This window comes from Bradyrhizobium cenepequi (assembly GCF_020329485.1).
Classification (GTDB): Bacteria; Pseudomonadota; Alphaproteobacteria; order Rhizobiales; family Xanthobacteraceae; genus Bradyrhizobium; species Bradyrhizobium cenepequi.
Map to the genome: position 1 here is coordinate 1 of NZ_JAGKJI010000015.1, position 14,462 is coordinate 14,462.

Below are 14,462 nucleotides of genomic sequence, written 5' to 3' on the forward strand. Positions count from 1 at the left end.
CCTCCACCTCCGCCGCCATCCGTGACGCCTAGACCACTGCCGCCGCTGCCGGCTCCGCCGCCGTTTGGGCCACCTCCGCCCCCTACGTCGCCGCCACCGCCGCCGCCACCGCCTGCCACCGATCCGCCGGCGCCTCCATCCCCTCCGTCGCCACCGCCGGCTCCTCCATCGCCCCCACCACCCGGACCGCCGGGGTCACCACCTCCGCCGTTATTGCCGCCTCCACCGCCGACGCCGCTGATCCGGTCCGAGATTCCAGGCTACGTGCTTGTGCCAGCGATGGCGCAGCAGATGGGTGTCCTCTCGGTCGGTACGTTCCATAAGCGCGTGGGTGATCAGGCTCTGCTGAACAATTTCGGCGAGGTCAACGGCGCGTGGATGCGCGGGCTGGGCGAGACGCGCGAACAGCAATGGAGTTCGACGATCGCAGGCATCAATTACCAGCTTGCCCCGAAGATCGACGGCCATGCTTGGGGCATCCAGACGGGTCTGGACCTGTTCGCCAGCGACAACCCCGCGGGGCAGGACCGTTTCGGCCTGTTCTACACGCATGCCGAAGCGAGTGGGACTGTCTACGGCAATACGCTCGCGATCAACGGCAACCGCTCCGGCAGCCTCGCGCTGCAGGGGGACAGTATCGGCGGTTACTGGACGCATGTCGCCCCGAATGGCTGGTACGTCGACGCCGTCACGATGCACACGTGGCTCAGCGGAGGCGCCTCGTCGGACCGGCGATTCGGCGCAGGAGCTTACGGCACCGCCATGATCGCTTCGCTCGAAAGCGGCGTTCCTTTCTCGATCGCCCCCAACTGGAGCCTCGAGCCGCAAGGCCAGGTCATCTGGCAGCGCGTCAGCTTCAACGACACCAGCGATGCATTCTCCACGATCGACTATCAGAGTTTCGACGCGGTGATCGGCCGGCTTGGCTTGAGGCTGGAGAACACCACACTGGTCTATGGCACTCCGTGGCAATCCTTCGTCAGTGTCGATGTGTGGCACAATTTTTCGCGGACCGCGAATGTGATATTCAACGACAGGAACGTCGCAACGGCGCTCGGCGGAACCTCGCTGGAAGTGCGGGGCGGCCTGTCCATGCAGTTGACGGCCACTGTCGCCGCCTATGGATCCGTGGGCTATACGACCAATCTGAACGACGAGACGCTGCGCAGCGTCGGTGGCAATGTCGGCGTTCGCGTCCGGTGGTAGTGGCATGAAGGAATTGACCGCGTACGTCATCAACGGCCACGAACTGCGGATACGACCGGCCGCCGCCGAGCGGCAATGGATGGATGACAGCGATCAGCGCTTCGCCTATCGCTGTCTGCCGCTGAATATCGCCAACACCTACGGCTGGGAAATTCTGTGCACGGCCGGTTTCTCGGCGATCTGGGACGGTCGCAAGACCAAGGATGCGATCACGATCAAGGCAACGTCGCACCTTCCGCCGCCGGCGATCAGCCATTTCGGCGGCGGCGTGCTGACATTCCATGTGCCCTGCTTGTTCCGGACGGATTCGGGTATCGACCTCTACGTGACCGGCCCGGTCAATCGTCCCAAAGACGGTATCGCGCCGCTCTCCGGCATCATTGAAACCGACTGGTCGCCTTACACATTCACGATGAATTGGCTATTCACCCGGCCCCACCATGAGGTGTGGTTCGAAGCCGGCGAGCCGTTCTGTCATTTGCTTCCCGTTCGGCGCGGCGAACTCGAGGAGTTTTCTCCGGCGATTCGGAAGCTTTCGGAGAAGCCGGAGCTCGAACGCGAACACAGGTTCTGGTCGGAAAGCCGCAACACCTTCAACGCGGACCTCAACCAGCCCGGCTCCAAGGCGGTGCAGGATCAATGGCAGAAGACCTACTTCCGCGGCATCATGCCTTCGGGGCAGCCGGCGCCGGACGGACACCGAAGCCGACTGCGGTTGCGGCCGTTCAAGAGCGCGGAATAGAGCGCTGCCGGCGGCTCCGCGATCCGGCGACGGACATCCCGGGGTTTCGCTTCACCCGAGCTACTGATTACTGGCCGTTCCCGTTGCCGTTCTCGCCATTCTCGCTGTCGTCGCCGATATGCTCGACCGAGACGACATGCTCGTCGTCGGCGGTGTCGAACACGATGACGCCCTGGGTCGAGCGGCCGGCGATGCGGATGTCTCCGACGGGGCAGCGGATCAACTGGCCCTTGTCGGTCACCAGCATGATCTGATCGGCCTCTTCGACGGGGAACGAGGCCACCAGCTTGCCATTGCGGCTGTTGACGCTCATCGCGACGATGCCTTTGCCACCCCGGCCGGTGGTGCGGTACTCGTAGGACGAGGTCCGCTTGCCGTAGCCGTTTTCGGACACTGTCAGCACCACCTGCTCCTGCGCCGACATCTCGACATACCGCTCCTGCGAGAGCTGGATCGCGCCCGTTGTCTCCTCGGCCTCGGTCTCCGCCGGCTCCTCGGCGGCCGCTTCGCCCGCGACCGCGCGGCGCATCTTCAGGTAGGCCGAACGTTCGTCCGAGGTCGTCTCGACATGGCGCAGGATCGCGAGCGAGATCAGCTTGTCGCCTTCGGCCAGCGAAATGCCGCGCACGCCCATCGAGGTGCGGCCGGTGAAGACGCGCACGTCGGTGACGGGGAAGCGGATGCACTGGCTGCCGGCGGCGGTCAGCAGCACGTCGTCATGCTCGGTGCAGATCTGCACGTCGACGATCGCCTCGCCCTCCTCCAGCTTCATGGCGATGATGCCGGAGCGGCGGACGTCGACGAAATCGGACAGCTTGTTGCGGCGGACGTTGCCGCCGGTGGTGGCGAACATCACGTCCAGATTGCCCCAGGAGGATTCGTCCTCGGGCAACGGCATGATGGTGGTGATGCGCTCGCCCTGCTCCAGCGGCAGGATGTTGATCAATGCCTTGCCGCGCGCATTCGGCGCGGCCATCGGCAATCGCCAGACCTTCTCCTTGTAGACCTGGCCGCGCGAAGAGAAGAACAGGACCGGCGTATGGGTGGAGGCCACGAACACGCGGCTGACGAAATCCTCGTCGCGCGTCTGCATGCCGGCCCGGCCCTTGCCGCCGCGGCGCTGGGCGCGATAGGTCGACAGCGGCACGCGCTTGACGTAGCCGGCGTGCGACACGGTCACCACCATGTCCTCGCGCTGGATCAGGTCCTCGTCCTCGACCTCGCCTTCCTGCTCGAGGATGACCGTCTTGCGCGGGGTGGCGAACTCGGCCTTCACCTCGGCGAGCTCGGTCTTGACGATCGCCTGCACGCGGGCGCGCGAGCGCAGGATGTCGAGATAGTCCGAAATCTCGGCTGCAAGCGTTGTGAGTTCCTCAGCGATCTCGTCGCGCCCAAGCGCGGTCAGGCGCTGCAGGCGCAGATCAAGGATCGCGTTCACCTGGGCCAGCGAAAGCCTGATGGTGCCATCCGGATTGATGCGGTGGCGCGGATCGTCGATCAGCGTGATCATGTCTTCGACGTCCCGTGCCGGCCAGTCGCGCGACATCAGGGTTTCGCGCGCTGCCGCCGGGGTAGGCGAAGAGCGGATCACGCGGATGACCTCGTCGATATTGGCAACCGCAATGGCGAGGCCGACCCGCTCATGGGCGCGGTCGCGCGCCTTGGTGAGCAGATATTTGGTGCGGCGTGTGACGACCTGCTCACGGAAGTTGACGAAGATCGTCAGCAGGTCCTTCAGGTTCATCGTCTGCGGACGGCCGCCGTCGAGCGCGACGCTGTTGACGCCGAAGGTGGTCTGCAGCGGCGTAAACTTGTAGAGCTGGTTCAGCACGACGTCGGCCATCGCGTCGCGCTTGAGTTCGACGACCACGCGGTAGCCCTGGCGATCGGATTCATCCCGCAGGTCGGCGATGCCCTCGATCTTCTTCTCGCGGATCAGTTCGCCGATCCGCTCGACCATGCTTGCCTTGTTAACCTGGTACGGGATCTCGCTGACGATGATCGCCTCGCGATCCTTGCGGATCGTGTCGATCTCGACCTTGCCGCGCATCACGATCGAGCCGCGGCCGAGATGGTAGGCGCTGCGGATGCCCTGGCGGCCCAGGATGATGCCGCCGGTCGGGAAGTCCGGTCCCGGAATGATCTTGATCAGTTCATCGATCGTCAGCGCAGGGTTGTCGATCAGCGCCACGCAGGCGTCGATTACCTCGCCGAGATTGTGCGGCGGGATATTAGTCGCCATGCCGACCGCGATGCCACCGGCTCCGTTGACGAGCAGGTTCGGGAATTTCGCCGGAAGGACGACCGGCTCCTTGTGCGCGCCGTCGTAATTGTCCTGGAAGTCGACGGTTTCCTTGTCGGTGTCGTCGAGCAGCTTCAGCGCGATCTTGGTCAGGCGCGACTCAGTGTAGCGCATTGCCGCCGCCGGATCGCCGTCCACCGAGCCGAAGTTGCCCTGCCCGTCGATCAGCGGCACGCGCATGGAGAAATCCTGCGCCATGCGCACCAGCGCGTCATAGATCGCCTGGTCGCCATGGGGATGGTATTTGCCCATGACGTCGCCGACGATGCCGGCCGACTTCTTGTGCTTCTTGTCGTGCGTGTAGCCCTGCTCGTTCATCGAAAACAGGATGCGGCGGTGGACTGGCTTCAGCCCGTCGCGCGCGTCCGGCAACGCCCGCGCCACGATCACGCTCATGGCGTAATCGAGGTAGGACTTCTTCATCTCGTCGAGAATGGAGATCGGACGAATGTCTGAGGGCTCCGACGGCTCGCCGGGCTTGTCGTCTTCAGGGTCTGCCAAAGGGGAATCCGGGTCAGTTCTACTGGAGAATCATATAGCGTATCGGGGGGCCGATAACCACCCCGGAACAGCCTCGATAGCGGCTTTTTCTCTTCGTTTTTTCATAGACTTACGCGGTTGATGAGCGCCAGTCGGAACGCCTTTTTGAAGCCTTACAAGAGCGCCTCGCAGGCCGCCGGCCCGTCTGGGTGCCCGCCGAGCGGCACTAATCCGGTTAGCCCGATTTCCTCACAGTTCACATGAGCCGGGAGACGAGAATCCGGCCACAGCGTACCAAGCAACCTCAATTGCTTGATGAACATATCTTGAGTCATTCACGAGGATAAGTTCCCCCAACCTCAATCGCGCAAGGGGAATTTTTCTCATCCTCGCGCGACACCCTCAAGGAACGCACCGCTCGATCAGAACGGAATATCGTCGTCCATGTCGCTGTTGCGGGCACCGGCTGGCACCGCGCGGCGCGGTGCGGAACTCGACGGCCCGCTGCCCCCGAAATCGCCGCCACCGCCGCCCATGTCGTCGGAGAAGCTGCCGCCACCGCCCTTGCCGTCCAGCATCGTGAGGTTGGAGTTGAAGCCCTGCAGCACCACCTCGGTCGAATACTTCTCGACCCCGCTCTGATCGGTCCATTTGCGGGTCTGAAGCTGGCCTTCGATATACACCTTGGCGCCCTTCTTCAGATATTGCTCGGCGACCTTGGCGAGCCCCTCATTGAAGATCACGACTCGATGCCACTCGGTCTTTTCCTTGCGCTCGCCGGTGGCCCGGTCGCGCCAGGTCTCGGAGGTGGCGACGCTCAGATTGGCGATCGGCCGGCCGTCCTGGGTCCGCCGGATTTCCGGATCCTTGCCGAGATTGCCCACCAGAATGACCTTGTTCACACTTCCCGCCATCGCCGCTCTCCACTCAATCACTGGTGCGGCCGGTTGCACGGCCGACACATTCAGTCTTCGCTAACCAACATCTCACGTTGCCGACGGACCCTATACGCTCACCGACGCCGCGGCGCAGCCATTCCCGTCAATCTCGCAATTATCCACATATAGCACCAGCGACGCCATTGTTCCAGCTTTGTTCCCCACAACTTGACGTAATCATGGCATTATAGTGGCCCAATTTTGGTGCAACCCGAATGGAACCCGAAGTCGACCCTCGGGTTCCCGAATTCATTAAGCAAATCACTAACTTATGTTATCCGCACTTCGCCGTTAAGTGTTGCGTTTCGGCGACGGTATTTCCGGTTGAATCGAGGTATATGCCTAAAACGACGGCGCGGCGCTCGCGTCTTTAACACCGTAACGCTTCGGGACCCAATTGAAGCGAACACAGGCTGGAGAGCTACGATGAAGAAGTTTTTGCTTGGTACGGTTGCCTTGGTCGCGCTGGCTGCGCCGGCGTCGGCCGCCGATCTTGCTCCGCGTCCTTACACCAAGGCCCCGCCGGCACCCGTCGCCGTCGTTTATGACTGGACCGGGTTCTATATCGGCGGCAACGGCGGCTGGGGGACGAGCCGCAAGCGCTGGGACGTCTTTGGTTTCGATGACGGTTCCCATGACGCAGACGGCGGCACCGCTGGTGGTCAGATCGGCTATCGCTGGCAGGCCGGCACCTGGGTGTTCGGCGTCGAAGGTCAGGGGAACTGGGCCGACTTCAAGGGCAGCCACACCAGCCTGCTGACGGGCATCGACGAGAACGAGTCGCGGATCGACGCCTTCGGCCTGCTCACCGGCCAGGTCGGTTATGCCTGGAACAACGTGCTGCTCTACGTCAAGGGCGGTGCGGCCGTGGTCGGGGATCGCTTCCGCGTGCGCGATACCTTCACCGGCATTCCGATCACCGACACCGTCGACGACACCCGCTGGGGTGCTACGGTTGGTGCCGGCATCGAAGTCGGCTTCGCACCGAACTGGTCGGTTGGCGCCGAGTACAATCACATCTTCCTGGGCGATCGTTCCTACGACTTCATCAACAACGGCAATTTCGCTCCGGCCGGGACGCTCTTCGCCACCGAGAACATCAGGCAGGATGTCGACCTCGTCACCGTCCGCCTGAACTACAAGTGGGGTGGCCCGCTGATCGCGAGGTACTGATCGCGCGATCGGATACCAATCTGAGAAAAGGCCGGCCTTGCGCCGGCCTTTTTGCTTGCGAGCCGTTTGTTCCGCGCCCGGTCGCTCGCAGAGCTCCGTCTGTGCCGCCTTCCTCTTGCTGCCAGCTACTGCCAAAGCTGAACGAGAAAAATACGACCAGAAACAAATCGTTGATGATTCGCCCTCAGCACTGGAAATCATCGCGCGTTCTTCCTATGTTCCAGCGTCACCCCATCGGCGCCGTGGTACGGATTTCCGACGACGCGCGCCCGTAACGTGGCGTGCTTACAAGCGCCTGGAAATGCCGATATGGATGAAGTGCTAAGGGCGAAGCGCCAACAGACCGCCGGCTCCTCAACGCGTGCCATCACCATCCGCGGTGCGCGGGAGCACAACCTCAAGAACATCGACGTCGAGATTCCCCGCGACACGCTTGTCGTGTTCACCGGCCTGTCCGGCTCCGGAAAGTCCTCGCTTGCCTTCGACACCATCTATGCCGAGGGTCAGCGCCGCTACGTCGAATCGCTCTCGGCCTATGCGCGCCAGTTCCTGGAGATGATGCAGAAGCCGGATGTCGACCAGATCGACGGCCTCTCGCCCGCCATCTCCATCGAACAGAAAACCACCTCGAAGAACCCGCGCTCCACCGTCGGCACGGTTACCGAGATCTACGATTATATGCGCCTGCTCTGGGCCCGTGTCGGCGTACCCTATTCGCCGGCCACGGGGCTGCCGATCGAGAGCCAGACCGTCTCGCAGATGGTCGATCGCGTGCTCGCGCTGCCTGAGGGCACCCGCCTCTATCTGCTGGCGCCGGTCGTGCGCGGCCGCAAGGGCGAGTACAGGAAGGAGCTCGCCGAATATCTCAAGAAGGGCTTTCAGCGCGTCAAGATCGACGGCACCTTCCATGAGCTTGCGGATGCTCCCAGCCTCGACAAGAAGTTTCCGCACGACATCGACGTCGTCGTCGACCGCATCGTGGTGCGCCCCGACATCGGCCAGCGGCTCGCGGAAAGTTTTGAGACCGCGCTCAAGCTCGCCGACGGCCTCGCAGTGATCGAATTCGCCGATGCGCCGGCAGCACAGGCTCCCGCCGAGGAAAAGAAGAAGACCGCAAAGATCCACGACAAGAGCGGGCCTGAGCGCATCCTGTTCTCGGAAAAGTTCGCCTGCCCGGTCTCCGGCTTCACGATCCCCGAGATCGAGCCGCGGCTGTTCTCGTTCAACAATCCCTATGGCGCCTGCCCCGCCTGCGGCGGCCTCGGCGTCGAGCAGCATGTCGACGAGGATCTGGTGATCCCGGACAAGGAGCTGTCCTTGCGCAAGGGCGCGATCGCGCCATGGGCCAAGTCCTCCTCGCCCTACTACCTGCAGACGTTGACCGCGCTCGGCAAGCACTACAAGTTCACCCTCGACACGAAGTGGAAGGACCTGTCGAAGAAGACGAGAGACGCGATCCTGCACGGCTCGGGCGATGACGAGATCAAGTTCTCCTACGAGGACGGCGTGCGCGCCTACGACACCAAGAAGCCGTTCGAGGGCGTGATCACCAACATCAACCGCCGCTACCGCGAGACGGAAAGCGAATGGGCGCGGGAGGAGCTGGCGAAATATTTCACCGACATCCCCTGCGCGGCCTGCAACGGCTATCGCCTCAAGCCGGAAGCGCTGTGCGTCAAGATCGGCGGCAAGCATATCGGCGAGATCGCCGATCTCTCGGTGAAGCGCGCCGGCGAGTGGTTCGAGACCGTGCCGGAAGCACTGAACACGCAGCAGAACGAGATCGCCGCGCGTGTCCTGAAGGAGATCCGCGAGCGATTGACCTTCCTGCTCGACGTTGGCCTCAACTATCTCACGCTGTCCCGCTCCTCCGGCACATTGTCCGGCGGCGAAAGCCAGCGCATCCGCCTGGCCTCCCAGATCGGCTCGGGTCTCACAGGCGTGCTCTACGTGCTGGACGAGCCTTCGATCGGCCTGCACCAGCGCGACAATGCGCGGCTCCTGGATACGCTGAAGCGGCTGCGCGACCTCGGCAACACCGTGGTCGTGGTCGAGCATGACGAGGACGCGATACGGCTAGCCGATTACGTGCTCGACATCGGCCCCGGCGCCGGCATGCATGGCGGCCACATCGTGGCCCAGGGCACGCCATCAGACATCATGCGCAACCCAAAATCGCTGACCGGCAAATATCTCACCGGCGAGCTTTCGGTACCGATCCCCGACCGGCGGCCGCCGAACCATCGCCGCACCATCAAGGTCGTCAATGCGCGCGGCAATAACCTGAAGAACGTCACGGCGGAGATTCCGCTGGGGCTGTTCACCTGCATCACCGGCGTCTCTGGTGGCGGCAAGTCGACGCTCCTGATCGACACGCTCTACAAGGCGATTGCGCGCAAGCTGAACAATGCGAGCGACGCTGCCGCGCCGCACGACCGCATCGAGGGGCTCGAGCATATCGACAAGATCATCGACATCGACCAGTCGCCGATTGGCCGCACCCCGCGCTCCAACCCCGCGACCTATACCGGCGCCTTCACGCCGATCCGCGAATGGTTCGCCGGCCTGCCCGAAGCCAAGGCCCGCGGCTACGAGCCAGGCCGGTTCTCCTTCAACGTCAAGGGCGGCCGCTGCGAGGCCTGCCAGGGCGATGGCGTCATCAAGATCGAGATGCACTTCCTGCCCGACGTCTACGTCACCTGCGACGTCTGCAAGGGCAAGCGCTACAACCGCGAGACGCTGGAGGTGTTGTTCAAGGGCAAGTCGATCGCCGACGTGCTCGACATGACCGTGGAAGAGGCCGCTGAATTCTTCAAGGCGGTGCCGCGCGTCCGCGAAACCTTCCGGACCCTGCACCGCGTCGGCCTCGACTACATCCACGTCGGCCAGCAGGCAACGACGCTGTCGGGCGGTGAAGCCCAGCGCGTCAAGCTGGCAAAAGAGCTGTCCAAGCGCGCTACCGGCCGCACGCTCTACATCCTGGACGAGCCCACCACCGGCCTGCACTTCCACGACGTCGCGAAACTGCTGGAGGTGCTGCACGAGCTGGTCGCCCAAGGCAACACGGTCGTAGTGATCGAGCACAACCTCGAAGTCATCAAGACCGCCGATTGGGTCATCGACCTCGGCCCCGAAGGCGGCGACGGCGGCGGCGAAATCGTAGCCTGGGGCCCGCCCGAGGATATCGTGAAAGCGCCGCGGAGCTATACGGGCCAGTTCCTGGCACCGGTGCTGAAGAAGGCGAACAGCAAGCCAAGAAAGAACAGCGCGAGCGAAGCGGCGGAGTAAGAGTTTCTCAGTGGATCAGTCCGCCGCAGCGAAATGTGCCATCTGGTCTGCATGAGCCTTCACGAAGGATGGGCGGGCCGTGGCGCGCGCGACATAGTCACGACAGGCGGGATGTCCTGTCAGCCCGTCGAAACGATCGACAAGGCGCAGCGCGTCCGCCATGAGGATGTCAGCGACGGAGAAGGACCCTGCCAGCCATTCGCGTCCCGCCAATACCGGCTCCAGATGCTTGAGCCGGCCTTTGAGGAACTCGTCCAGATACTTCGAAGCTGGCGTATCACCGGTATCGCCGGTGAACTTCAACAAGGACCAGGGCAGGCTCGCCATCTCGACTGAATTGAGCGCTGCGAACACCCATTTCGTAGCCTCGCCGCGACTGCGCGGATCGGCAGGCATCAGCGCCTCACTATGCTCGCCGAGATGGAGCAGAATCGCACCGCTCTCGAATATCGAGATGTCCCCATCGGTCAGCCACGGAACCTGGCCGAAGGGCTGGTGCACGAAATGCTCGGCGTTCCGAGGGCTAAATGGCACGGTCTTGACGCGATAGGGCAAGGCGGCCTCTTCCAGTGCCCAACGCACACGTATGTCACGCACGTAACCCCGCGGCATCTCGGGAACCCAATCGAAGGTGGTCAGAATCAGGTCGACCATTCGGCATCTCCATTTGCTGGTTCACAGCAAAGGACGATCGAACGGCTCGCGCCCCGACATCACTGACAATTTTTTTATCACCGCCGAAAGAGGCTGAGTTACCGGCACTGATCGCGTGCGACGTCCGGATCACGCAAATCGGCTGCGACCTTGATCTAACGCAATGCCACGATGATTTTATCGCCTATTTTTCTGGTTCGCCGTTGTGGATCACCGCAATGATCATCGAGTTGCTAGACCAAGAGCACCGCAATATTGAAAGGCTGCTTGCCGTCCTCGAGCACGAGCTGGATATTTTCGATCGCTCAGGCCGACCGGACTACGAGGTCATCCGCGCCATCATCGCTTATTTCGAGGTCTATACTGAGATGTATCACCACGCTCAGGAAGACCGTGTCTTCGCCAAGCTGAAAGTTCGCGATCCCGCCGCTGCTGCCAAGATTGGTGATCTCACGCATGAGCACCGGGAAGGCGCCAAGCGTTTGCGCCGCGTCGCCAACGCCGTCGACGCTGTGCTCGCTGATCGCGAGGTCCTTCGTGAGGACGTGGACAGGATCGTTCGCGATTTCCTGCAACATGAGCGGCATCACATCAGGATGGAGGATCGTGATTTCCTCCCCGCCGCGCTGAAGGCATTGCAGCCTGACGATTGGGCCGAAATCGCCTCAGCCTTGTCCCCTCATAAGGACCCGTTATTCAGCTACGCGACGGAAGCCAGGTTCGATGCACTGCGGGCCCATATCCTCCAACTGGAGCAAGAGGCCGAAGCCGAGCGACATTAGTGCAGTTGTCCTTTGAGCGGCATGCGGCGAGAGCTGCGGAGGTGAAGCCAAGCGCGTCCAACTGGCAGCGGCGGTCAAAGCGCGCCACCGGCCGCACCCTCTACTTCCTGGACGAGCCGACTACCGCCCTGCACGTCCACAACGTCGTAAAGCTGCTGGAGGTCTGCACGGGCAGGTTGCCGGGCAACACGGTGGTCGTGATCGAGCACAATCTCGAAGTCATTGAAACTGCCAGTTCGGTGATCGATCTTGGCCCCGAAGGAGTCGATGGCGGCGGCTATATCGCCGCTTGGGGTCCGCCTGAAGATATCGTCAAGGCGCCGGGCAAATTCCCGCGCCAGTGCTGCAGAAGACGAACAGCAACCGAAGAAGAGCAGCGCCAGCGAAGCTGGCCGAATAGAGAATTCCGGTGTCACTTCTTCGATGAAGCCAGCACTCTTTCACTAAGTGCTGTCCGAAGATGGTGATGCCAGCCGCTCAAGTCTTCAGATAAGCGCTCCAAAAGCTCTTCGACTGAACGTCGAAGCGTAAGGTCTTCGGGCCAGCGTCTAAGAGCCTCTGAAGCTGCCCGAGCTGAAATCTGCCCTGGGTCTACGCGCTGAATTTCCCGCATTAAAAGTTCGCGCCACCCGCTCTCGCTATGACCTACGCTCGTAAGCCAATCGAAGGCAGCGCCCCGCACGAGATTATCTTCGTCCCGTACGAAGATGTCGGCATACCAATCCCGCTCAGCAAAACCGAGGGACGCAGCCAATCTTACCGCCACAAACCGCACATTTGCATCTGTATCTCGAACGGCTCTATCAAGGAGCAAGTCTATTTGATCCTTTCGATGGCCAACGACCTCAAGAGCCGCTCCACGGACCTCGTGATGTTCATCCGTGGCTGCAATTATGCGAAGATTTGCAACATCATCGCTCGTCAACTTGCTTCCGTCGTCTCTTCGAACTCGGATAGCAGCTGCTCGCAACTCGGCTTCCGTACTGGTCTCGAAAACCTTCCGTACAAACGCAGCAATTTTCGGATCATTGTCCTTCGTTCTGTAGTACGCGTCGATCATTCTAGTTCGTTCATACATCGACAATGAAGGATCTAGAATCGCATTCTCAATTAGACGGCGAATGTCGAGCGTATCGAACCCGGTCATCAGCACTGGAACGACCTGAAACTTGAAACCCATCCAAACATCGCGAGTTATCAAATCCTCCAAGTAGGAGCCGACGCGATCGTCGCCTCCAAAAACTTCTCCAAGGACCGTCAACGCTACATTCCCCGATGTTAAGTATCCCTCCTGCTCGATCAGATCCCTGCAAATTTCGAGAAGCTCATCATTTCGACCAACGCGTGATGCCAGCTCGCGCAAGAGTCTGGCCCTAACCGTGACGTAAGGATTTCCGCCCGAACGCAAGAGTTTGAACCGCAGCTCATTGCCTGCTACCTCAGGTCTAGTTTGCCTCGATTCCCAACCGATCACTATCGAGCTAACAATTCTTCCAACGCGTTCGCGTCGTACGTGCTCGTTTAATAGGAAGGACCACGCTCGTTCGTCGGAGGCATGCTTCGTTAAAATGCTTTCAATAAGCGGTCCGCGTTGTCCTCCGGTTGCACTGTTTGTAATTTGCTTAATGAGCATGTCGAGTTCGTCGTGCTCAAACGTATCTCGCTCGTCGTCATCTAGAGCTATGGAGCCGGTTAGGTCTAAGCCAATCGCTCCCTCTGTTTTTAGATCTCGAATCCTTGCCCCAACGAACGACGCGCCGCTTAGATCGCAGTTCGATAGATCCCAACTATTCATAACCGATCCAGCGAAATCGGCGCCCTTGAGATCTGCGCCCGCGAGATCCGTTCGAGGGTTTAGACCAACAGCTATAACAAGCTCGTCAAAGCGCTCAGCGTTTGTCATGAAAAGCCGACCAAGTTTCGATCGTAGATCAACGTCATCAAAAATCATTCAGCCCTCACAAATTTTGGACGACGCCTTCCGCGTAAAGTAGTTCTTCCCAAAGTTATTCTTACTTCACTGGGCGGAAGCTTGTTGTTTTGGGTCAGCTCTATCAGTCGGCGCGCGATTAGCTCGACGTTGATCCTCTCCCTTTGGAACCAGGTCTTTGGTGCACGATGCTCCCCCTGAACCATTACCCGGTGAAAGACGAGATCCTTAGGTTGAATCTCTATCGCTAATTCGATCGCGATTTCGGAGGCGCCATCATTTGCTTGAACGGTTGCCAGCGGCGCATCCACTGGATCATTCGAGGGCACATCCAAATATTGACCGCGACTCGTAAGATAATCGCCGTCGAGACAACCCTCCCGAGCATTTGGCTCAGTCAGGTCCCAAGAGCCGTGAGGCCGAGGAATAACTCTGAGAACGCTTTCTTCCCGAGACGCTTGCTTCTCGACCCGGTGAGCTGTTTCACCCGAGGCCTTTGCGTCGAGCGACGCACCGCCGTCAACGCCCTGCAAAACACCGATTTTCGCCTGGATTTGCGCTGCCCCGGAAGCCGCGATTTCGCGCGTTTGCTTTTCTTGAACTGCAACTACATTTCGGGAAGGAAGAGGGTTCAGACCGTACAAAGAGTGCGCAAGCAGCGAACATCCGTCACAGGCGCTACTCAGACGAGCAGCTCTTGTGCCGACCCGCACCAGAATATTATCAAATTTCAGGATCATCTGGGCGAATCGAACATCGGCCCGAATATCGAACTTCTCGCGCCAACTTCCCTGAGGTGGACGCGGGAGTGTCAACTCGAAAAGATCGATCGGATTTAGGTTCGGTTCAACAACAAGATCGAAGACCTCACGAGTATCCGCTTCGTGGATTTCGACAACGGCAGTCCGCTCTTGCTCTTGGTCGTACATACTCGCCCCCGGTGGAGCGACCAATTTAGCTTTATTTG

The 14,462-nt window shown here is 60.9% G+C and carries 10 protein-coding genes and 1 pseudogene; 6 read left to right on the forward strand and 5 right to left on the reverse strand.

Translation table 11 applies throughout. The features are described 5' to 3' along the window. The first annotated feature begins 21 nt into the window (after positions 1-21). Together J6497_RS17540 and J6497_RS17545 are read left to right on the forward strand one after the other, a co-directional pair. On the forward strand, positions 22-1,206 hold the full coding sequence (locus tag J6497_RS17540) for an autotransporter outer membrane beta-barrel domain-containing protein (RefSeq protein WP_225705654.1): 1,185 nt from the start codon (positions 22-24) through the stop codon (positions 1,204-1,206). A 4-nt stretch (positions 1,207-1,210) separates the two neighbouring features. Beyond that, positions 1,211-1,948, forward strand: a complete 738-nt coding sequence (locus tag J6497_RS17545) for a DUF6065 family protein (RefSeq protein ID WP_225705532.1) — start codon at positions 1,211-1,213, stop codon at positions 1,946-1,948. A gap of 67 nt (positions 1,949-2,015) precedes the next feature. Here the strand turns inward: J6497_RS17545 and gyrA are convergent, their stop codons facing one another. Beyond that, positions 2,016-4,751, reverse strand: a complete 2,736-nt coding sequence (gene gyrA, locus J6497_RS17550) for a DNA gyrase subunit A (RefSeq protein WP_225705533.1) — start codon at positions 4,749-4,751, stop codon at positions 2,016-2,018. Positions 4,752-5,152: 401 nt separating this feature from the next. After that, entirely contained in the window at positions 5,153-5,644 is a 492-nt protein-coding gene (locus tag J6497_RS17555) for a single-stranded DNA-binding protein (protein WP_225705534.1), read from the reverse strand. A gap of 450 nt (positions 5,645-6,094) precedes the next feature. Between J6497_RS17555 and J6497_RS17560 the strand changes: the two genes are divergently transcribed. Both J6497_RS17560 and uvrA read left to right on the forward strand, forming a co-directional pair. Then, positions 6,095-6,841: an outer membrane protein gene (locus J6497_RS17560; protein ID WP_225705535.1), complete on the forward strand. Its 747-nt coding sequence runs from the start codon at positions 6,095-6,097 to the stop codon at positions 6,839-6,841. Positions 6,842-7,150: 309 nt separating this feature from the next. Further along, positions 7,151-10,129: an excinuclease ABC subunit UvrA gene (gene uvrA / locus J6497_RS17565; RefSeq protein WP_225705536.1), complete on the forward strand. Its 2,979-nt coding sequence runs from the start codon at positions 7,151-7,153 to the stop codon at positions 10,127-10,129. A 15-nt stretch (positions 10,130-10,144) separates the two neighbouring features. Here the strand turns inward: uvrA and J6497_RS17570 are convergent, their stop codons facing one another. After that, positions 10,145-10,783: a glutathione S-transferase family protein gene (locus tag J6497_RS17570; RefSeq protein WP_225705537.1), complete on the reverse strand. Its 639-nt coding sequence runs from the start codon at positions 10,781-10,783 to the stop codon at positions 10,145-10,147. A gap of 218 nt (positions 10,784-11,001) precedes the next feature. On the opposite strand from J6497_RS17570, the gene J6497_RS17575 reads away from it, so the two are divergent. Further along, complete coding sequence (locus J6497_RS17575) at positions 11,002-11,565, forward strand: hemerythrin domain-containing protein (protein ID WP_225705538.1); 564 nt, start codon at positions 11,002-11,004, stop codon at positions 11,563-11,565. Between the two features lie 37 nt (positions 11,566-11,602). Further along, positions 11,603-12,032: pseudogene (locus J6497_RS17580) on the forward strand (hypothetical protein); the annotation flags it as partial. On the opposite strand, the gene J6497_RS17585 reads toward J6497_RS17580, so the two are convergent. Together J6497_RS17585 and J6497_RS17590 are read right to left on the reverse strand one after the other, a co-directional pair. Next, on the reverse strand, positions 11,978-13,516 hold the full coding sequence (locus J6497_RS17585; protein ID WP_225705539.1) for a pentapeptide repeat-containing protein: 1,539 nt from the start codon (positions 13,514-13,516) through the stop codon (positions 11,978-11,980). The pseudogene J6497_RS17580 and the gene J6497_RS17585 sit on opposite strands and share 55 nt — an antisense overlap. Then, complete coding sequence (locus tag J6497_RS17590) at positions 13,513-14,424, reverse strand: hypothetical protein (RefSeq protein WP_225705540.1); 912 nt, start codon at positions 14,422-14,424, stop codon at positions 13,513-13,515. The genes J6497_RS17585 and J6497_RS17590 overlap by 4 nt, the downstream gene beginning before the upstream one ends. Between the last annotated feature and the right edge of the window lie 38 nt (positions 14,425-14,462).